A 20,856-nucleotide genomic window follows, 5' to 3' on the forward strand; every position below is an offset into this window, starting at 1 on the left:
AATAAAAATAAAAAGCTTGTAATTATCTGATTTATTCTGTACTTCAATTTTGTACAGCGTAGAATATGTGGTAGCTTTGCAGCGCAATTGAAAAGTGATTACAGATTGATTATGCATCCTATAGATTATAAAACTGCTTTAACGCATCCTGTGTTTTCTTATATTACTCGAGCTAGTAGAGAATTAAATTTACAGAGCTATGTAATTGGTGGTTTTGTACGAGATTTTATTTTGCAACGTGGTACTGCTAAAGATATTGATGTGGTAGCAATTGGAAGCGGAATTACTTTGGCAAAAAAAGTGGCTCAATTGTTACCCAATAAACCAAAGGTTCAGGTTTTTAAAACCTATGGTACTGCTATGCTGCGTTACAAGGATATTGAAATTGAATTTGTAGGAGCTAGAAAAGAGTCGTATGCCGAAGATAGCCGTAACCCAGAGGTTTCAGAAGGTACGCTAGAAGATGATCAGAATAGACGTGACTTTACAATAAATGCATTGGCATTGAGTTTGAATGAAGATTCGTTTGGAGAATTGTTAGATCCTTTTGGAGGAATTGACGCTATGCATCAAAAGTCAATCCGTACTCCGTTAGATCCAGATATTACTTATTCTGATGATCCATTGCGAATGATGCGAGCAATTCGATTTGCTACCCAATTAAATTTCCAAATTGATAAAGCTTCTTTAGATGCTATTTCAAGAAATAAAGAACGTATTGATATTATTACAAAGGAGCGCATCATTGTTGAGCTGCAAAAAATAATGGAATCACCTGTTCCTTCTATCGGTTTTTTGTTATTAGAACAAACGGGCTTGTTAGAAAAAATCATTCCTGAACTTACAGCTTTAAAAGGAGTAGATGAAGTGGAAGGGCAAAAACATAAAGATAATTTTTACCACACGTTAGAGGTGGTAGATAATATTTCTAGAAATACGGAAGATGTGTGGTTGCGTTGGGCGGCTTTGTTACATGATATAGGTAAAGCTCCTACCAAACGTTTTGATAAAAAAAATGGATGGACTTTTCATGCACATGAATTCGTGGGTTCTAAAATGGTCTTCAAATTATTCAAGCGTTTGAAGATGCCTTTGAATAATAAAATGAAATTTGTGCAGAAAATGGTGTTATTGAGCTCAAGACCTATCGTTTTAGCAACTGATGTTACCGATTCTGCAGTACGAAGATTGATTTTTGATACCGGCGAAGATTTAGATAGTTTGATGACGCTTTGTGAGGCTGATATTACTACGAAAAACCCGGCGAAGTTTAAGAAATACCATAATAACTTCAAAGTGGTTCGAGAAAAAGTAAAAGAAGTTGAAGAGCGTGATCGAGTTCGTGATTTTCAACCTCCAATCTCAGGAGAACTTATCATGGAAACTTTTGATTTAAAGCCGTGTAGAGAAATTGGTCAAATAAAAGAAGCTATCAAAGAAGCCATTCTAGATGGTAAAATTCCGAACGAATACGAGCCTTGTTTTCAGTTTATGGTTGAGAAAGGACAAAAATTAGGACTTACTTTTAACAAGCTTAATTAGGTAATTTATTTTAAGTGTTGAAACCAGGTGCTTTGTTGGTTTGATGTACTTATGTAGTATTGATTTTCTTCAGAGAGGTTGTTATCGTCAATATACCAAGGTAAGTGTTTTACTTGAAAAGGGGCAGCAGCTCTATATATTTTAGAATGCTCAGAGCGTATATGCTTAAAAGAATAAGGTCTGTACAATGCTAATGTGGTATCAATAGGAGCTTTGTAATATTTTTTGTCTAGCGACGGTTTTGAGTAGAATTTTTTTTCCCAAGCTATTACTGTTTGTTTCTGATTGTAATGATCAGGTAAATCATCGATTTTTAATGAAAAACCAACCTTGCTACACATCTTGTCATTTGTCAATTTGTTCCTAAATATTTCAAGAAAATTTTCAGGGCAATCGTCAATGATTTCTAGATCAGAGTCCGTATAAACAAAATAATTTCCTGTAAATTTTTTATACAATTTAGATTTCCAAAGTGCTCTGAATCCATAATTTTTTTCAAGAAAAATAACATGATGTTTTGTCGCTTTATAAAAATCTAAAAGAGGAGGATAAGTTGACTGATTGTCCAATATGTAGATGTTCGTATAATTTCTCTTTTCTAAGCCATCAAGTAATATTTTTAAATATTCAAGCCTGTTGAAATTGTTAATTATTATAGGAATTTCGTGATAAGGAATGTTCGCAGGAGGAGAAATAAATTCCCTTAGATACATAATGAGAGAAATAATAAAGTGTTTTATTTTTTCGATAATCATAAAAATATCTAAGAGAGTTATGGTATAGTCAAAGAATTATAAATTTAATTCTTTAATAATTCTTTGGATTTTAGCATCCAATTCCTTTTCTGTTTGTTCTGCCGTTTCTACAGAATCACATTTGTTATTTACACTAAAATAAAACTTAATTTTGGGCTCAGTTCCACTTGGTCTTGCAGCAATTCTAGTTCCATTTTCCGTATAAAAAATCAATACATTAGATTTTGGCATGTCAATAGTTGTTTCTTCGCCAGATATGATGTTTTTACAAATAGAAGAATCATAATCGTATGCAAATAATACTTTTTCGCCATCGATTTCTTTAGGAGCATTTGCACGCAAATCAACCATCATTTGTTGGATCTGTGCAGCACCATCCATTCCTTTTTTGGTAATAGAGATCAAATGTTCTTTGAAGAAGTTGTGTTTTGTATATAATTGTAACAATTCATTGTAAAAAGAACTTCCTTGTCCTTTTGCGTAAGTTGCAATTTCACAGGCCAATAGGGCAGAAGTAATAGCATCTTTATCACGGACAAAATCACCAACCATATAACCGAAACTTTCTTCACCACCACCGATAAATTCTAATTCAGGAAAGTCAACAATCATTTTGGCAATCCATTTGAAACCGGTCAAGCAAATTTTTGTTTCAACACCATACGATTTTGCAACTTCTTCAACCATGTCTGTTGACACAATGGTGGTTCCTACAAATTGTTTTCCATTCAGTTTCCCTTCTTTTTGCCATTTTTTCATCAAGAAATCAGTCATTACTACCATCGTCTGATTTCCGTTTAGTAATTTTAAATTACCTTCTAAATCTCTTACAGCAATTCCTACTCTGTCACTGTCTGGGTCTGTTCCAATAACAATATCAGCATTTTCTTTTTCTGCCAACTCCAATGCCATTTTTAATGCAGCAGGTTCTTCTGGGTTGGGAGACGCAACCGTTGGGAAATTCCCATCAGGTTTGCTTTGTTCTTCAACGATATAAACATTTTTATATCCTGCTTTTTCCAGCGTTTGTGGCATTGCAGTAATTGAAGTTCCATGTAAAGAAGTAAAAACGATTTTTAAGTCATCTCTATTCGTTAATTCTAAGCTTCCATTCGCAACTGAAGCGTCTGTGAAAGCATTGTCAACTTCTTCACCAATATATTCTAATAAATTTTCGTTTGCGTCAAATTTTATTTCTGAAAAATCTAATTTGTTTACCTCATTGATAATTGCAGAATCGTTTGGTGGCACAATTTGCCCTCCATCTTTCCAATATACTTTATATCCATTGTACTCTGGCGGGTTATGAGAAGCTGTCAAAACAATACCAGCATCACAGTTTAAGTAATTCACTGCAAATGATAGTTCTGGAGTTGTTCGTAAGGCTTCAAATAAAAACACTTTGATTCCGTTCGCAGTTAAAACATCAGCTACAGTTTTAGCTAAAGTATCACTGTTATGTCGACAATCATAGGCGATAACAACACTAGAATTTCCTTCGTTATTTATTTGTAAAATATAATTAGCAAGACCTTGAGTGGCTTTACCTAAAGTATATTTATTGATACGATTTGTACCAACACCCATCAAACCTCTCATACCTCCGGTACCAAATTCTAAATCTTTGTAAAAGCTATCGGCCAATACATCAGAATTAGCATCAAGTAGTGCTTGAACTTTTTTTTGTGTGTTTGCGTCAAAAGTTTGAGATAACCATTTTTTGGCTGCTGTCTGGATTTCTTGCGTATTCATATTTTACTGTCTAAAATTTTTTACAAAAATATAGTTTTTGAAACGGTTTATTCTTTTTGCTCAATAAAAAATTACTAAAACGGTTTCTTAAATTTCTTTCGTTATTTGATAGTTCGGAATGTTCTTTTTAGTTCTTAAAATTAACTCGCCAATAAACCCTGCTAAGAATAATTGAGTTCCCAAAATCATTGTAGTTAGCGATATATAAAAAAATGGTGTATCAGTTATCAAAGGAGAAGGTTTCTCAAAGTAAAATACATTCAATAATTTAATTGCTCCTATGGTAAATGCGGCAAAAAAACCGATTACAAACATTAATGTGCCTAGCAAACCAAATAAATGCATAGGTCTTTTGCCAAATTTGCTTACAAACCAAATAGTTAATAAATCTAAAAAACCATTGATAAAACGTTCCATGCCAAATTTAGTATGACCATATTTTCTGGCTTGATGTTTTACCACTTGTTCACCAATATTTGAGAACCCTGCATTTTTTGCTAAGACAGGTATATATCGATGCATTTCACCATGTACATCAATTGTTTTCACAACATTGCTTTTGTAAGCTTTTAACCCACAATTAAAATCATTCAATTGAATACCTGAAGTTTTTCTAGCTGCCCAGTTAAATAGTTTTGAAGGAATGTTTTTTCTGATTTTTGAATCGTATCTTTTTTTCTTCCATCCACTTACTAAGTCGTAACCTTCTTCTGTTATTTTTTTGTAGAGAGAAGGAATTTCATCCGGAGCATCCTGTAAATCTGCATCCATGGTGATGACAACCTCACCTTTTGTTTTTTTAAATCCCGCGTTTAAGGCTTGAGATTTTCCATAGTTTTTAGAAAAACGTAGTCCTAAAACATGTTGATTTTTAGCTTGTAGTTCTTCAATAATTTCCCATGATTTATCTGTGCTTCCATCATCGATAAACAATACCTCATAACTCAATGCATGCTCCGTCATTACTTTTACAATCCAATCATGAAGTTCTCTTAATGACTCTTCTTCATTTAATAATGGGATAACCAAAGAAATTTGCATAGCAGACTAGTTTTTGTTTTCATTTATTTTGATAAAAATAACCGTGGTAATTGCCGAAAAAACAAATCCGAGAAAAGCGGTGAAAACAATTCCTATAGCAGGTGTGATAAACGAGTTCGCACCTTCTTTTAACTTTTCTATTCGTTTGTCTATTTGTTCAGTGGTTAATTCTCCTGAGGATTCCATCGCTTTACGCTGGACCTCACCGAGTTGATTTACAAAGTCAGGCTCGATATAACTAGTAAAAATATAGTTGTACACAGTAATTACAATGGCTCCAACTACAGCAATACCAATACCAATCTTTAATCCTTCGCCAAAAGTTAATTTCCCAAATTTCGAAAATGTTTTTATTCCTAAAATGATGGCAGCAAGAATAAATAAGATACTGATAATTCCTACGGCTTGATTTTGTTCTAAGTGTTTGTCTAATGCGTACAATATAACACTCATAAGAACCGAAATGGCACCTAAAAGCAAACCATATTTTAAGATAATGCTTTTGCTGATTTCTTTTGGACTCATATTTTATTTTTTTGTTGCACAAATATACTTATTTAGCTCAAAGAATATTTCGTTTCTATAAAATGTTTTAATAGAATTTCTTGTCACAATCAGTGAGTTTTGACTTTGAACATTGATTTAGTTTGCTGTATCTTTGCACGATATATAAAAATGAAAATATTATGGCAATAGCACATACATCTAAAATAGAATTTGAAATAGGATTAGACGAGAACAAAGTTCCCGAAAAAATTAAGTGGAATGCTGAAGATGGAGGAGTGGCAAGTGAAGAAACAAAATCCATTATGCTATCTGTTTGGGATCCGAAAAAAAAGGATACTTTAAGAATTGATTTATGGACAAAAGACATGCCGGTAGATGAGATGAAGCAATTTTTTCATCAAACTTTAGTGTCAATGAGTCATACTTTCGAAAGAGCAACCAATGATGATAAAATGGCTGCAACCATGCGAGATTTTTGTGACTATTTCGAAGAAAAATTGGAATTGAAGAAAAAATAAAATTTTTCATAAACAAAAAATCCCCTAAGCTTTGCTTAGGGGATTTTTTGTTTTCAATATCTTCTTGTTAATTATCTCTAAAATTAAACTCAATTCTATTGTTTAATTCACTGGTCGCTAAATCTCCAGTATTAGAGTATTTAGGTTGTGTATCTCCATATCCTTCAGAAGTAAGTCTATCTTCATTGATCCCACCATCTACTAAATATTTTAGGATAGCATTCGCTCTTCGTTTCGATAGAAACAAACTATATTTCTCGTTGTGTTTGTTGTCTGTATGCGAAGCAATTTCAAACTTTGTAGCTGGATACTCTTCCATGATTTTTAAAATATCATCCAAAATTTCCATAGTGCTATTTGTTAAAGTGTTTTTCGTTCTTTCGAATTTGATTTTTTGTGCTAAACCTTCAATTCTTAAATAAACACTTTTGTCGAAATTTTTGTCTGGGCACCCTTTGTTTGCTTCTGTTCCAGGTACATCAGGACATAAATCATCTGCATCCGCAACACCATCTCCATCTAAATCTTCGTCTTTCGGACATCCTTCATTTTCAGTTAGACCTTTGATTTTCGGACATCTGTCTTTGTAATCTGGTACTCCATCTTTATCTGAATCTAACGAAACTCCGTTTGAATAAACCTTAACACCATAAGGTGTATCTGGTTCTTTGTCATATAAATCAATTACACCGTCTTTGTCAGAATCTTTTGTGTTGGCTTCAACAGCTCCTTCAATTTCAGGACACCCTTTGTTTTCTTTTGTACCTGCTTTGAAAGGACAATCGTCGATGTGATCTGGTACATCGTCATAGTCTGAATCAACAGCCACTCCATTTCCATAAACTCTTGCATTGGCAGGAGTGTTTGGCTCTTTATCAAATTCATTTACAACACCATCATTGTCATCGTCATTCCAATCAAATTCTTTTTCGGATTTAGGACAACCTTCATTTTCAACAGGACCCGCTTTCAAAGGACATTTATCTTTGTAGTCAGGCAATCCATCTCTATCACTATCGATAGGAATTCCGTTTCCGTATACCAATGCACCTGCTGGTGTATTTGGATCTTTGTCAAATTGATCTATTACGCCATCGTTATCTGTGTCAATCAACTCTAATTGCTGTACTTCTTTTTGAGCAACCTCCTCTTTGCAACCATCTAATTTTTTAGAACCAGCAACCAATGGGCATTTGTCAGAATGGTCTGGAATACCATCATTGTCTGTGTCCATTGATACTCCATTTCCGTAAACTTTTGCTCCTTTAGGAGTGTTTTTTTCTTGATCAAATTGATCCATAACACCATCACCATCAGAATCATTCATTTCAACGGTTGAAGAATTTGTCGTTCCGTTTACTGCGATACCTGCTCCTACATTGATGTCTGTTTGTTTTTGTTTCGGTGCACATCCTTCTAAATCTTCAGTACCTGAAATGTTTGGACATTTGTCTGAGTGGTCTGGAATTCCATCATTGTCAGAATCTACAGATACACCATTACCATATACTTTTGCGCCTGCAGGAGTGTTTGGTTCTACATCAAATTGATCCATAACTCCATCTTTGTCTGTATCTGTCAATTGAACTGTAGCACCTGATGATTCTTCAGTAATTTCAGGACAGCCTCCTTTTGAACTTGGTCCTGGTTGCAATGGACAAGCATCTCTATGGTCTGGTGTGCCATCGCTATCTAAATCCATCGCTACTCCATTACCATACACTTTAACACCAAATGGAGTGTTAGGCTCTTTGTCGTATTCATTTGGTACTCCATCACCATCGCTGTCTGGAGAAAGTGGACACCCATCGTTTTCGATAGTACCATATTCTAAAGGACATCCATCTTTGTAGTCAGGAATGCTATCTCCATCTGTATCAACAGCAACTCCGTTCCCGTAAACTCTAGCATCTAAAGGAGTGTTAGGTTCTTTGTCAAGAGAGTCAATTACACCATCACCATCGGCATCATTGATGCTTATTTTACCACCACTTGAAGCAATGTCAATATTCTCTGGACAACCTTCGTTTTCTAAAGTACCTTGTTTTAATGGGCAGTTATCATGTAGATCAATAACCCCGTCGTTGTCTGTGTCAATAGCTACACCGTTACCATAAACTTTGGCACCAAGTGGTGTTTCATTGTCTTTGTCTAAGGCATCCATAACACCATCACCATCCATATCGTTGATACTAATTGGTTGAGTGTTGTTTGCTTCAGAGGCAACATAGTTTTCTGGGCAGCCTTCGTTTTCTGAAGTTCCAGGTAGTAATGGACATTTGTCATACAAGTCAATTACACCATCTTTATCTGTATCAATCGCAACTCCATCCCCATAAACTTTAGCTCCTTCAGGAGTGTTAGGTTCTCTGTCTAACGCATCAACAACTCCATCTTTGTCACTATCATTGATTGTGATAGATTCTCCGTTTTCGTTCGTAACAGAAATAGTTTCTGGACAACCTTTGTTTTCTGTAGTACCATAGTCAAAAGGACATTCGTCTGCATAGTCTGGAATTCCATCTTTGTCTGTGTCAATCGCAACACCATTACCATAAACTAAGGCACCTTTAGGCGTGTTTGGTTCTTGGTCTAAAATATCGGCAACACCATCACCATCAGAGTCACTAAAGTCACCAGCGATATTAGGTTGAACTACTTCCATTGATTCGGTTGGATTGATGCCTTCTTCATAAACCTCTTTTCCTCTGTCAGAGTCTGGTTGGATGTAGTTAATTTCTACACGACGGTTTCTTTTTCTTCCTTCAGCAGTTTTGTTACTGTGTGTAGGTTGTTCAATACCATATCCGAAGGCAAATAAACGTTCTTCGTTTACACCTTTCTCAGCCAAATAATTCAATACGCTAGAGGCTCTTTTTTCAGATAAATACAGGTTGTAATCTGGTGTACCTGTGTTATCTGAATGCCCATCAATCGTAAATTTAGTGTTTGGATATTGCAACATAATATTAGCAATCTCATTTAAGATGGTATATGAATCTCCTAAGATTTGATCACTGTTTGTTTTGAAATAAATGCTTTTCGCTAAAAGGAAAATTCTATTTGAAATATCGTCGGCAGCATTTTCTCTCGGACAACCTAAATTCTCTGCAACTCCTTTTACATCAGGACAAACATCATCGTAATCGTAAACGCCATCGCCGTCTCGGTCTTCTGGACACCCTTCATTTGCTTCAATACCTTTTAAGAATGGACATTTATCTATGTGGTCAGGAATACCGTCCATATCACTATCGATAGCTATACCGCTTCCGTAAACCATAGCTTCAGTAGGCGTGTCTGGTTCTTTGTCTACTTCATCAATTACACCGTCTTCATCTGTATCAACAACTTGAAATCTTTCGTCTCCAATGTCTTCATTGTTGGCCCAAGCAGCATGTCTTTTTTCTTTACCAAATTTATATACAATACCTAAATGTGTTGCTAAATAGGTTTCATAGTTGTGTTTTGAAGAGACCGCAGCGTCTATGTTATCTTGATGATTTAGATACAAAGAAGGACGCAGTTGAACATCAAATCTATTATTTATCCTATATTTTAAATCCAATCCTACGTTTACAAAACCAGATTTCGCACGGTTATTGTTTCCTATATTGTAAATTTCAGTATCTGCCTCATCATATAAAGTAGCTTGGTACGAATTGAATCCGAAACCAGCAAGAAATGCCCAATTCCACTGAGTGCTGTTCAACTTCCACAGATTACTCAAATTAAGGATTCCACTAAATTCGATGCCATATTTATTTCCATCCATGCTTAAGATTTGTGACCCATATAATGTTTCATCAATTCCTCGAATAGCATTGTACCCCGTAAAACCTTGCCCTGAAGCTCCCAGGTTGGTGTAGTCAAATTTCATTTCCATTCCTAAAATAGGATTGAACATTTTACTTCCATAGATGTAAAAACCTAAGTTGGTGTGGTTTTTTATATCTCCATTCAATCTTGAAGACAGATCTCCAAACGAATTTTGGTTGATGAGTCCTAACCCTAAAGACCAAGTGTTATAAGAATCCTTAACTTCTTTAGCGGGTTCTTTTTCAGAGGAGTCTTTTTGAGCTTTTTGAGAAAAAGCGGCATTGGCAATGCATAGGAAAACCAAAAAGTGAAAGGTTTTGTTTTTTAAAGACATGCGTAATTTTTATTAGGTTTTATTGTTTTAGGTAATTGCTGCAAAAATAATTATATTATTTTTATTTAAACTGTAAATCTGTCAATTAAAAAAACGACAAATTGTTCGTTTTATTATGTTTGATAGCCTTTTTGAGGAGTTTCTAATACTTGCGATGAGACCTTTTCAATAGGACTTTTGTCAATACAATGATCAATTAATTTGTCAATATTTTTTCTGTTGATTGATGCGTTTTCTAAAGAAAGTATTTCTCTAAGTGGATATAAAACAAATTTTCGATCAACAGCCTTCGGATGTGGCAGTGCTATAAAGTCAGTGTTTATCTCTATGTTTTCATACAAAACCATATCAATATCTATCAATCTGTCTTGGTATCCTTCAGTTAGACCTCTTTTGCGTCCTAACAATGTTTCTATCTCAAGCAGTTTTTTCAGTAGGGGTGATGCTGGTACATTGCTTTGTAATTCTATACAGATGTTGTAGAAATCTTCACCCTCAAAACCCCAAGAAGGAGTCTTGTATATAGACGAAATATTTGTGATTTCACCTGTAGTAAGGTGAATTTCATCTATGGCGGCTTGTAAGTTTGCTTTTTTGTCTAGCAAGTTGCTCCCAATTGATAAGTAGACTCTCTTGTAATCTGTCATGCGTTTCTATTTTTTCGAAGAAAAAACATCTTTGGGGGTAGCGACTAATAATTTAAAACAAAGAAACAAAAGAAAAATTGAATAGTTATATTTGTTCATTAAAAAAAAGACATGAATTTTCTGAAAAATATTATTTCATCAGCCATTGGTTTCTTTATGGCTTTTGGTTTACTGCTAATTGGGTTGGTAATTATTGGAGTTTCTTTAGGTGGAGAGTCTGAGGTGAAGCTTCAAAACAACAGCATTTTACGAATTAAATTAGAAACACCAATTAAAGATTATGTGGCAAATGAAATTGATCCTTTTTCTGAGTTGTTAGGGTTGCCTGCTGAATACATTGGAATGAATTCAATTACAAAGGCTATTCGACGCGCGAAGAATGACCCTAAAATTAAAGGAATTAGTATCGAGCCAACGATGATGACAGTTGGTATGAGTCAGTTGAACGAAATCAGAAAAGAGCTTATTGATTTTAAACAATCTGGTAAGTTGGTTTATGCATATGCTGATTTTTATGGTCAAAAAGAATATTTTTTGAGTACCGTTGCCGATTCGATTTTTGTGAACCCGGTGGGGCAAGTTGAGTTGAAAGGCTTGTCTTCAGAAGTTTTGTTTTTTAAAGATTTTCAAGATAAGTACGGAGTGAAAATGGAAGTCGTACGTCACGGAAAATACAAAAGTGCTGTTGAACCGTTTTTAGAAAATGAAATGAGTGAGTCGAATCGAGCTCAGATAAAAGCCTTGTTAGAATCTTTGTGGGGTGATATTGCTTATATGACTGCTACTTCAAGAAAAATTTCTGAAGAAGATGTGAATAGAATAGCAGATGAATTAGGTGGTCGTAACGCGGACTTGGCTCTAGAAAATAATTTGGTTGATGCTGCAATATATTATGATGCGTATAAAGAAAAGATCCAAGAAAGTTTGTCTTTAGATAACTTTCATACCATAAGTCTCCAGGATTATACCAAAACAGAATTGAATTTTGAGTTAGAAACAAATCCAGACCAAAATAAAATTGCTGTGATTTATGCACAAGGAGAAATAATTTACGGTGATGGTGATGAAAATGTAATCGGTCAAAGAATGATGGTCAAAGCAATCGATAAAGCAGCAAGTAATGAAGCTGTGAAGGCTATTGTTTTTAGAGTAAACTCACCTGGAGGGAGTGCCTTGTCATCAGATATAATTTGGAGAGCATTGGAGAATGCCAAAAGTAAAAAACCATTGGTAGTCTCTATGGGAAATTATGCAGCGTCGGGTGGTTATTACATTGCTTGTAATGCAGATAGGATTTATGCTGAATCAACTACGATTACAGGTTCAATTGGAGTTTTCGGAATTTTGCCTAACGTTAATAAATTCTCTAAGAATATCGGAATCAATTCAGAAAGAGTGAGTACTAATAAAAACCCTCATTACAGTGCTTTTTCAAAATTAGATCCCAAATTTTACGAAGTTACCAAGCAAGGTGTAGATTTTATTTATAAAACTTTCGTTTCTAAAGTTGCTGAAGGAAGAGGTATGACCTATGACCAAGTACACGAATTAGCTCAAGGTAGAGTGTGGTCAGGTAAAGAGGCAAAAGAAAATGGTTTGGTAGATGAAATAGGAGGTTTGTCACAAGCTATTTTATCAGCGGCTTCTTTAGCAGAGGTTGATGATTATAAGATTCAGAATTTTCCGAATTACGAAAAAGAATTGAAAGACTCTTTCAAAAGTATGCCATTTATGAAATCGGAAGAAACAATTGTAAAAGAATTGTTAGGTGATTCAAATTTTGTGTTGTTTCAAAAATTAAACGCATTGAAGCACAAAAAGGGTATTCAAATGGCAATGCCATACGTGTTAGAAATTGAATAAAACATGAAGTTTTCTGTTGATATTAATTGTGATGTTGGTGAAAGTTATTTCGATCGAAAGATTGGCAATGATGCAGCTTTGATTCCTCTCATAAGTTCTTGCAATATTGCATGTGGATTGCATGGGGGAGACCCATTAACAATTCAAAATGCAATTGATTTGGCAATTGAACACAATGTATCTATTGGAGCGCATCCTTCGTTTCCTGATTTAGAAAACTTCGGAAGAAAGTTTATGACTTTACCAGAGAAAGAATTAAAAGCATGTATTAGATTTCAGATATCAAGTTTGTATCATTTTACTTCTTTAAGAGGAGGTGTGCTGCGTCATGTAAAACCCCACGGGGCTTTATACAATGCTGCTGCTGCAGATTCAAAGCTTTCTAGAGCTATTTTAGAAATTATGCAGGAGATTGATCCTAAATTAGCGTTGTTAGGGTTGGCGAACTCAAAAATGGAAGAAGCTGCAATGGAAATGGGAACTGAGTTTATTTCAGAGGTTTTTGCCGATAGAAGCTATACAATAGAGGGGAATCTTGTTTCTAGAGAAGAACCCAATGCGGTGATAGACGATGCGGTTTTAGTGAAAGAAAGATGTTTGCAGATGGTGCGAGATCAACAAGTGTTGACTGAAGAAAACACCTATGTGAAGTTAAACGCACAAAGTATTTGTGTTCATGGAGATAACAATGCTGCTTTAGCGTTGGTCAAGTCGCTGAGAGCTGCATTTATAGAAAATGAGATAAAAATTCAGTCATTTTGAAGCCCTTGAAAATTGAGCCTTTTGGAGATGCTGCACTTTTGGTTACCTTAGGAGAGGTAATTTCGTTAGAGGTGCATCAAAAAGTTGTTTCATTTGTTAGAGCAATAGAAAGCTCTTCTATAGTTGGTGTTGGTGAGTTAATTTCGAGTTATAACACCGTCACCGTTTATTATGATTTTCTGCAAATTCCATATAGCGAACTAAAGTCTCAACTAGAAGAACTTGATATTGAGAAAATTTCAATTCCCGAAAAGAATATAGTGCAAATACCTGTGTGTTATGATGAGGAATTTGCTTTAGATATGAAAGAAGTAATTTCGAAAACGAATTTATCAAAAGAGGAAATTGTAAAGCTGCATACGTCAAAAGAATATCTTGTATACATGTTGGGTTTTATGCCGGGTTTTTTTTACTTAGGTGGTATGGATACTCGATTGCGCTGTGAAAGAAAAGAAAAACCAAGGTTAAAAGTCGCCTCTGGGTCAGTTGGAATTGCAGGAGGGCAAACAGGAGTTTATCCATTAGATAGTCCTGGAGGTTGGCAGATTATTGGTAAATCTCCAGTAAAGTTTTTTGATAAATCGAATTCATCAAATTATTTCAAGATACAACAAGGTGATGGGATTCGATTTTATGAGATTTCAAAAGATGAATTTATCAACACATTCCAATGATTGAAGTTGTAAAGTCAGGTTTGTATACTACGATACAAGATGTAGGTAGATTTGGATTTCAAAAATATGGAATGCCTGTTTCTGGTGTATTAGATAAAGATGCTTTTAGGTTGGCGAATTGGTTGGTGGGTAACGCAATAAATGAAGCGGTATTAGAAATTACCTTAACTGGACCTGTTTTGCGTTTTCATAAAGAAGTTGTAATAGGTATTACTGGAGCCGATATGCAACCCAAGATTGACGGAAAATTGGTAGAAATGAATTCCGCAATTAAAGTATCCAAAAACAGTATGCTTAGTTTTGGAAAGCTTAAAAATGGTTGTAGAACTTATTTATCGGTTTCAGGTGGATTTGATGTTGTTCACGAAATGAATAGCAAAGCTACGTATGATTATGCCAAATTAGGAGGACTTAACGGGCAGGCATTGGCCGCAGGAGATTCTTTATTGTTGGGAAATGTAGATGCAAGTTTTGAAGAGAAAAAAGTTCCAGTTCATTTAGTACAAAATTCATACAGCACTATGCCTGTTCGGGTGATAGAAGGACCGGAGTTTCATCTTTTATCGAAAGCAGGAAAAGAGGTTTTGTTTACTTGCGGATTTACAGTTGGTTCAGCTAGTAATAGAATGGGAGTGCGTTTAAATGAAGTTGTGGAGCTTGATTTAGGTTCTGAAATGATTTCATCAGGGATTGTACAGGGTACTGTACAACTTCCATCAAGTGGTATGCCGATTGTATTGCTAGCCGATGCACAAACCACAGGAGGGTATCCTAGGGTATTAAATGTGATTAAGGCCGATCTATCTATTTTGGCACAACAGAAACCAGGTGATAAAATTAGGTTCAGGAAAATTTCTTTAGAGAAGGCTCAGGCAGTTTATTACAATAAAGAAACAGAGTTTACAAAACTTGCTTTACATATTGAGCATAAAAAAAGAGACCTATACTAGGTCTCTTTTTTATTTGATCCGGGAAAAGATGTTAGATTTCTAATAAAGAATTCGTTTTCTTTACAGCGGCAGCACTATTCGCTAATTTGTCTTTTTCTGCATCGCTTAATGCAATCTCAACGATTTTTTCAATTCCGTTTTTACCTAATACAACTGGTACTCCAATACAAAGATCGTTTAATCCGTATTCGCCATCTAACAAAGTTGAACATGGGAAAATTTTCTTTGTATCACAAGCAATTGCTTGAACCATTGCAGAAACTGCAGCGCCAGGTGCATACCAAGCAGAAGTACCTAGCATACCAGTTAATGTAGCTCCACCAACCATCGTTGCTTTAGCAACTTCTTCTAGTTTTTCATTTGATAAAAATTCACTTACGGGTACAGAGTTTCTTGTTGCCAAACGAGTTAAAGGAATCATTCCAGTGTCACTGTGACCACCAATAACCATTCCGTCAACATCAGAAGCTGGAGCTTCCAAAGCTTCGCTTAATCTGTATTTGAAACGTGCACTATCTAAAGCTCCTCCCATACCTATGATTTGGTTTTTAGGCAAGCCTGTAGCTTTGTGAGCTAAATACGTCATAGTATCCATTGGATTACTAACAACAATTATAATTGCATTCGGAGAGTGTTTGATGATGTTTTCAGATACCGTTTTTACAATTCCAGCATTGATACCAATTAATTCTTCGCGAGTCATTCCTGGTTTACGAGGAATACCACTTGTAATAACCGCTATTGAGCTATTGGCAGTTTTTTCGTAGTCATTCGTACTACCTGTAATTTTTGTGTCAAAGCCATTCAAAGAAGCTGTTTGCATAAGGTCCATTGCTTTTCCTTCTGCGTAATTTTCTTTAATATCTACTATAACAACTTCACTTGCAAAATTTTTAATTGCAATGTACTCAGCACAACTTGCACCGACAGCACCTGCTCCGACAACGGTAACTTTCATCTTTTATGAATTTTAATTATTTATATCCTTTTTTTACTTGTCGTAAATTTAGTGATTAATGATTAAAAAGAGTAGTTTTTATGAATAGAATTTCGATTTTTTTTCGAAATCGAAATAGTGGTTAAGTCCTTGTTTTTGTTGTGTTTGTGGTTGGGTTTTGACAATGATTTTTATCAGTTTTAGAATTTAATTTTTGTGTTATTTTTGAAAGTTGAGTGCAGTATAAAACTGGTATAAAACAAAACACAGTCTAAAAATTAAATTAGACTGTGTTTATAAATTATAATAAAAGTTCAATTACGCATCAATATTCGCGTATTTTGAATTTCTTTCAATAAAATCTCTACGAGGTGGTACTTCGTCACCCATCAACATAGAGAACACTCGATCAGCTTCAACATCGTTGTCGATCACAACTTGTCTCAATGTTCTAAACTCTGGGTTCATCGTCGTGTCCCAAAGTTGTTCAGCATTCATCTCTCCCAAACCTTTATATCTTTGAATAGAAGCACTACCACCCATTTTTTGAACAATTAAATCTCGTTGGTCATCATCCCAAGCATATTCTCTTTTTTGTCCTTTTTTAACTAAGTACAATGGAGGTGTTGCAATGTATACATAACCTTGCTCCACCATTTCTCTCATAAATCTAAAGAAGAAGGTTAAGATAAGTGTGGCAATATGACTACCATCTACATCGGCATCACACATGATTACTACTTTGTGATATCTCAGTTTTGATAAATTCAAAGCCTTGCTATCTTCTTCGGTACCAATGGTAACACCCAAAGCGGTAAACATGTTTTTGATTTCTTCGTTTTCAAAAACTTTATGAACCATAGCTTTTTCAACATTTAGAATTTTTCCACGCAATGGCAAAATTGCTTGAAAATTTCTATCACGCCCTTGTTTTGCAGTTCCACCGGCAGAATCTCCCTCAACTAAGAAAATTTCACATTGTTCTGGATCAGTTTCTGAACAGTCAGATAATTTACCAGGCAAACCACCAATAGACATTACTGTCTTACGTTGTACCATTTCTCTGGCTTTACGAGCAGCATGTCTTGCTTGTGCAGCCAAGATTACTTTCTGAACGATAGATTTAGCATCATTTGGATTTTCTTCCAAATAATCAGTTAACATTTCAGAAACGGCTTGTGAAACGGCAGCAGAAACTTCACGGTTACCTAATTTAGTTTTTGTTTGTCCTTCGAATTGAGGTTCTTGAACTTTTACAGAGACAATAGCTGTAAGTCCTTCACGGAAATCATCTCCGGCAATATCAAATTTCAAGTTTTTTAACAAGCCTGAATTATCAGCGTACTTTTTTAACGTACCTGTCAATCCTCTTCGGAAACCAGATAAATGAGTACCCCCTTCATGTGTGTTGATATTATTTACATAGGAGTGAAGGTTTTCAGCATATGATGTGTTGTATACCATCGCAACTTCTACAGGAATTCCGTTTTTTTCTCCTTCCATTGCGATAACTCCAGCAGTCAATTGTTCACGAGTACTGTCGAGGTATTTTACAAATTCACTTAAACCTTCTGTACTGTGGAATGTTTCTGTTACATCGTTTCCTTCGTCATCTTGCTCTCTTTTGTCAACTAAGATGATGGTGATTCCTTTGTTTAGGTATGCCAACTCTCTTAAACGAGCTGCTAAGGTTTCGTAATTGTAAACTGTAGTTTGCTGAAAAATAGTTTTGTCAGGAGTAAAGGTTACTTCCGTTCCTCTTTTTTCAGTGTCTCCTATTTGTTTTACAGGGTAAAGAGCTTTACCTCTTTCGTATTCTTGTTCCCAAATTTTTCCTTCTCTAAAAACGGTGGCTTTAAGATGGTCAGATAAGGCATTCACACAAGAAACACCAACACCGTGTAATCCTCCAGAAACTTTATAAGAGTCTTTGTCGAATTTTCCACCGGCACCAATTTTTGTCATTACAACTTCAAGCGCTGAAACACCTTCTTTTTTATGAATTCCAACCGGAATACCACGACCGTCATCTTTTACGGTAATAGAATTGTCTTCATTAATGAATACTGTAATATTGTTACAGTGACCCGCTAAAGCTTCATCGATAGAGTTGTCAATAACTTCGTATACTAAATGGTGTAAACCTCTTACACCTACATCTCCAATATACATCGAAGGACGCATTCTAACATGTTCCATTCCCTCAAGGGCCTGGATACTATCTGCAGAATACTGATTTGAATTTACATCGCTCATATAATTATGTATAAATTTTATTATTTTTTTTCGAACCAAACAAATATAACGAATTGGCGGACTTATTACAGAAGATTGTTTAAAAAATGAAAAAATGTTGATAACTCTAAAAACGTCTTAAACGCTCTAAAAACAATCTTAAATCTTAAATTAATGTTTTTGTTGAGGTTTTTTGAGTTTGATTTGTGGAAAATCTCTTAAAACGCATATTTTTATGGTGATTTTGTTGAGGAAAAAGAATAATCGATAATTTTGTAGCGCGAAATCGATTGAAAACTATACCTGCAAATTAGTGTTATTACAAACTGATGTAAGTCATGTTTTGATGGTTGTGAAGCGGTTAATTTTGACGAAGAATAATGCTAAATCTACAGCAAAATGAAAAATATAATAAAAGGTCTTTCTAAGTGGTTATTGTTTGTAATATTATTTAGTCCTATTTTGGGTGCTGCTCAAGAAAAAGAGGTTTTTAAGCCTGTAATTAAATGGAATTTATCTGGACAGATATGGTTGCGGTATTCTGATTTGAATGAAGGGTCTGAAATAAACGGTGAACCAACAGCGAGTTATACAGATATATCAATAAGAAGGCTACGTATACCAATTTCTTCACAAGTAACGCCAAAAGTGTTTTTGTATTCTATTATTGGGGGAAATAACTATAATATGAAGAATACCGAAATGAAAATAGGAATCTTAGATTTGTATGCAGAGTATTCATTTGCGAAGTATTTGGAAGTGGGATTGGGGAAATCCGGATGGCAAGGTTTGAATCGATGGAATATTAGATCGAGCAGTAGTTTGATGGGGTTGGATTCTCCTTTGTTTAGTTTGAATACGGTTGAGAAAAATGATGATCTAGGACGTCAATATGGTGTTTGGTTTAAAGGACAAGTAGGTAAATTCGACTATCGATTGACCTTTAATAAACCAGATATCGTTACCACAGCTCCAAATGGTGCTATTGATTTTGCAAACAATAGACCTCGCATAAAAACATCTTCTTATGTTAAGTATCAGTTTTTTGAACATGAGTCTAATAAATCGGCATATCAAGTAGGTACTTATATGCAGAATAAAAAAGTATTCAACATTGGGGCTGGTTTTCAATATCAAGAAGATGCTATGAGTAATGGTGATGCAGCAGATGAGAATACAGAGTTTTATGATATGAATCACTGGGCTGTAGATTCTTTTTTGAATTTGCCTTTGGCGAATGATGACGCAATTACTGCTTATTTAGGATATTATTACTATGGTTTCGGTCAGGGTTATTTGCGTAATGTAGGAGCCAATAATATTACAAGTGGAGGAGGAGATTTCAATGGAGCCGGAGTTGCTTTTCCGATGATCGGAACAGGAGGTTCTATTTATATGCAATTTGGATATGCGTTTGAGAAAACAAAAGTTCTAGGTGAAGATATGATTATTCAGCCAAATATTTCGATACAGCACTCTAATTGGGATTCTCTAGAGGATAATATGACAGTGTATGATTTTAATGTGAATTTTATGATAAATGGCAAGCATTCTAATAAAATTAGTTTAGGTTACCAATACCGTCCATTATTTGATGAGAATACATTGAAACAGAAAGATGCTAAAGGTATGGCGGTGCTTCAATATCAATTAGCCTTGAAATAGAATTATAGTTTTTTATTGGTCAAACGTTTTTTAATGGCTGCTAAAGTTGTTAGAAAACGTTTTTGGTTTTTTCAGATTTGATAAGTGTTTCCAGTCTTGTTTTTTCTTCGACTAGTTTTTTTAATTTTCTTTTGTGTTGTGTGCGCAAACCTAGAATAACGAAAGCAACAATAAATAGTCCTATTAAAAAGCAGATTATTGAACCTTCAATATAGTTTATTTTGAGCGTTTCTATCAAAGATTTTGAGTTGCCATTTTTTCTCATATTGGGTCCTTTTAGACCTATGAAAATTACTGCTGCAGCCAGAGCTAATTTGTCTTTTATTGTGTATTTATAGTCTTTTTTTGATTTGTTGATTTTTAATTCAACAACATAAAGACGTTTTTCGAGGCTTGTTCTGTACACGGTCTTTTAGTTCTCTTAGTAAATATGCCAAATTTAATAAAATTCAAACGTTCTTTTGATTATAAATCGAAGGCTATATTATTGAATGTAATTTTCGTAAAGATAACCTTCGAACTCCGCTAAAACTTTCGTAATTTTGCCAGCTTAAAAGTTTGATTTATAAACTAAATATTAAGACATGAGTAAAATAATGACAGTCGACATCTTGTCGAGTATTAAAGGGGCCAAGCCGTCAGAATCGGTGAATCAATTGTTTGATGTAATTCGAAATGCACATCCTACAAATAATAACTCTTTAAATAATGTCAATATAAATGCAGTGTCTGTTGATGATTTACGTGAAGATGAGGTCGTAAAAAGCAGTGATTTGGAAAGACAAATCATCAAAGAAAATTTTCCGAATGAAAAGAATGGTTATTTAGTTGTTTCAAAAGTTATTGAAGATTAAG

Annotated in this window: 16 protein-coding genes; 8 read left to right on the top strand and 8 right to left on the bottom strand. The window is 34.7% G+C overall.

All coding sequences use genetic code 11. The annotated features are described in order from the left end of the window. Window positions 1-111 precede the first annotated feature (111 nt). A complete protein-coding gene (locus tag F6P99_RS12510) occupies window positions 112-1,542 on the top strand; it encodes a CCA tRNA nucleotidyltransferase (RefSeq protein ID WP_152287832.1) in 1,431 nt (476 codons plus the stop codon). Window positions 1,543-1,547: 5 nt separating this feature from the next. Here the strand turns inward: F6P99_RS12510 and F6P99_RS12515 are convergent, their stop codons facing one another. The 4 genes from F6P99_RS12515 to F6P99_RS12530 form a co-directional block, all read right to left on the bottom strand. Next, window positions 1,548-2,255: a glycosyltransferase gene (locus F6P99_RS12515; RefSeq protein WP_152287833.1), complete on the bottom strand. Its 708-nt coding sequence runs from the start codon at window positions 2,253-2,255 to the stop codon at window positions 1,548-1,550. Window positions 2,256-2,333: 78 nt separating this feature from the next. Further along, window positions 2,334-4,049: a phospho-sugar mutase gene (locus F6P99_RS12520; protein ID WP_152287834.1), complete on the bottom strand. Its 1,716-nt coding sequence runs from the start codon at window positions 4,047-4,049 to the stop codon at window positions 2,334-2,336. A gap of 87 nt (window positions 4,050-4,136) precedes the next feature. After that, a complete protein-coding gene (locus F6P99_RS12525; protein ID WP_152287835.1) occupies window positions 4,137-5,090 on the bottom strand; it encodes a glycosyltransferase family 2 protein in 954 nt (317 codons plus the stop codon). A gap of 6 nt (window positions 5,091-5,096) precedes the next feature. Then, window positions 5,097-5,615, bottom strand: a complete 519-nt coding sequence (locus F6P99_RS12530) for a DUF4199 domain-containing protein (RefSeq protein ID WP_152287836.1) — start codon at window positions 5,613-5,615, stop codon at window positions 5,097-5,099. Between the two features lie 161 nt (window positions 5,616-5,776). Here F6P99_RS12530 and gldC point away from each other — a divergent pair, with 161 nt between their 5' ends. Next, window positions 5,777-6,115: a gliding motility protein GldC gene (gene gldC, locus F6P99_RS12535; protein ID WP_152287837.1), complete on the top strand. Its 339-nt coding sequence runs from the start codon at window positions 5,777-5,779 to the stop codon at window positions 6,113-6,115. Window positions 6,116-6,182: 67 nt separating this feature from the next. Here gldC and F6P99_RS12540 read toward each other — a convergent pair whose 3' ends face one another. Beyond that, window positions 6,183-10,268: an OmpA family protein gene (locus F6P99_RS12540; protein ID WP_152287838.1), complete on the bottom strand. Its 4,086-nt coding sequence runs from the start codon at window positions 10,266-10,268 to the stop codon at window positions 6,183-6,185. A gap of 113 nt (window positions 10,269-10,381) precedes the next feature. Next, the gene (gene folK / locus F6P99_RS12545; protein ID WP_152287839.1) at window positions 10,382-10,915 is read right to left on the bottom strand and encodes a 2-amino-4-hydroxy-6-hydroxymethyldihydropteridine diphosphokinase; all 534 of its coding nucleotides are present in this window, start codon (window positions 10,913-10,915) and stop codon (window positions 10,382-10,384) included. Between the two features lie 111 nt (window positions 10,916-11,026). Between folK and sppA the strand changes: the two genes are divergently transcribed. The 4 genes from sppA to F6P99_RS12565 are packed head-to-tail and all read left to right on the top strand — an operon-like array spanning window position 11,027 to window position 15,164. Beyond that, complete coding sequence (gene sppA, locus F6P99_RS12550; RefSeq protein WP_152287840.1) at window positions 11,027-12,778, top strand: signal peptide peptidase SppA; 1,752 nt, start codon at window positions 11,027-11,029, stop codon at window positions 12,776-12,778. Between the two features lie 3 nt (window positions 12,779-12,781). After that, window positions 12,782-13,540 (top strand): 5-oxoprolinase subunit PxpA, encoded by a 759-nt coding sequence (locus F6P99_RS12555; RefSeq protein WP_152287841.1) that lies wholly within the window; start codon window positions 12,782-12,784, stop codon window positions 13,538-13,540. Then, window positions 13,537-14,214: a 5-oxoprolinase subunit PxpB gene (pxpB, locus tag F6P99_RS12560; RefSeq protein WP_226913077.1), complete on the top strand. Its 678-nt coding sequence runs from the start codon at window positions 13,537-13,539 to the stop codon at window positions 14,212-14,214. Before F6P99_RS12555 ends, pxpB begins: the two co-directional genes overlap by 4 nt. Continuing rightward, window positions 14,211-15,164: a 5-oxoprolinase subunit C family protein gene (locus tag F6P99_RS12565; protein WP_152287842.1), complete on the top strand. Its 954-nt coding sequence runs from the start codon at window positions 14,211-14,213 to the stop codon at window positions 15,162-15,164. The genes pxpB and F6P99_RS12565 overlap by 4 nt, the downstream gene beginning before the upstream one ends. 31 nt (window positions 15,165-15,195) lie before the next feature. Here the strand turns inward: F6P99_RS12565 and mdh are convergent, their stop codons facing one another. Further along, on the bottom strand, window positions 15,196-16,122 hold the full coding sequence (gene mdh / locus F6P99_RS12570; protein ID WP_152287843.1) for a malate dehydrogenase: 927 nt from the start codon (window positions 16,120-16,122) through the stop codon (window positions 15,196-15,198). Between the two features lie 297 nt (window positions 16,123-16,419). After that, entirely contained in the window at window positions 16,420-18,357 is a 1,938-nt protein-coding gene (gyrB, locus tag F6P99_RS12575) for a DNA topoisomerase (ATP-hydrolyzing) subunit B (protein WP_152287844.1), read from the bottom strand. A gap of 378 nt (window positions 18,358-18,735) precedes the next feature. On the opposite strand from gyrB, the gene F6P99_RS12580 reads away from it, so the two are divergent. Both F6P99_RS12580 and F6P99_RS12585 read left to right on the top strand, forming a co-directional pair. Then, complete coding sequence (locus tag F6P99_RS12580) at window positions 18,736-20,001, top strand: porin (protein WP_152287845.1); 1,266 nt, start codon at window positions 18,736-18,738, stop codon at window positions 19,999-20,001. Window positions 20,002-20,585: 584 nt separating this feature from the next. Further along, on the top strand, window positions 20,586-20,855 hold the full coding sequence (locus F6P99_RS12585) for an Asp-tRNA(Asn)/Glu-tRNA(Gln) amidotransferase subunit GatC (RefSeq protein ID WP_193316079.1): 270 nt from the start codon (window positions 20,586-20,588) through the stop codon (window positions 20,853-20,855). Window position 20,856: the final 1 nt, after the last annotated feature.

It is taken from the genome of Flavicella marina (assembly GCF_009193215.1).
GTDB lineage: Bacteria > Bacteroidota > Bacteroidia > Flavobacteriales > Flavobacteriaceae > Flavicella > Flavicella marina.

Bases quoted from the DNA above. Each gene is read 5' to 3' on its own strand.
- F6P99_RS12510 (WP_152287832.1), top strand. From the start codon at position 112: ATGCATCCTATAGATTATAAAACTGCTTTAACGCATCCTGTGTTTTCT.
- F6P99_RS12515 (WP_152287833.1), bottom strand. From the start codon at position 2,255: ATGTATCTAAGGGAATTTATTTCTCCTCCTGCGAACATTCCTTATCAC.
- F6P99_RS12520 (WP_152287834.1), bottom strand. From the start codon at position 4,049: ATGAATACGCAAGAAATCCAGACAGCAGCCAAAAAATGGTTATCTCAA.
- F6P99_RS12525 (WP_152287835.1), bottom strand. From the start codon at position 5,090: ATGCAAATTTCTTTGGTTATCCCATTATTAAATGAAGAAGAGTCATTA.
- F6P99_RS12530 (WP_152287836.1), bottom strand. From the start codon at position 5,615: ATGAGTCCAAAAGAAATCAGCAAAAGCATTATCTTAAAATATGGTTTG.
- gldC (WP_152287837.1), top strand. From the start codon at position 5,777: ATGGCAATAGCACATACATCTAAAATAGAATTTGAAATAGGATTAGAC.
- F6P99_RS12540 (WP_152287838.1), bottom strand. From the start codon at position 10,268: ATGTCTTTAAAAAACAAAACCTTTCACTTTTTGGTTTTCCTATGCATT.
- folK (WP_152287839.1), bottom strand. From the start codon at position 10,915: ATGACAGATTACAAGAGAGTCTACTTATCAATTGGGAGCAACTTGCTA.
- sppA (WP_152287840.1), top strand. From the start codon at position 11,027: ATGAATTTTCTGAAAAATATTATTTCATCAGCCATTGGTTTCTTTATG.
- F6P99_RS12555 (WP_152287841.1), top strand. From the start codon at position 12,782: ATGAAGTTTTCTGTTGATATTAATTGTGATGTTGGTGAAAGTTATTTC.
- F6P99_RS12565 (WP_152287842.1), top strand. From the start codon at position 14,211: ATGATTGAAGTTGTAAAGTCAGGTTTGTATACTACGATACAAGATGTA.
- mdh (WP_152287843.1), bottom strand. From the start codon at position 16,122: ATGAAAGTTACCGTTGTCGGAGCAGGTGCTGTCGGTGCAAGTTGTGCT.
- gyrB (WP_152287844.1), bottom strand. From the start codon at position 18,357: ATGAGCGATGTAAATTCAAATCAGTATTCTGCAGATAGTATCCAGGCC.
- F6P99_RS12580 (WP_152287845.1), top strand. From the start codon at position 18,736: ATGAAAAATATAATAAAAGGTCTTTCTAAGTGGTTATTGTTTGTAATA.
- F6P99_RS12585 (WP_193316079.1), top strand. From the start codon at position 20,586: ATGAGTAAAATAATGACAGTCGACATCTTGTCGAGTATTAAAGGGGCC.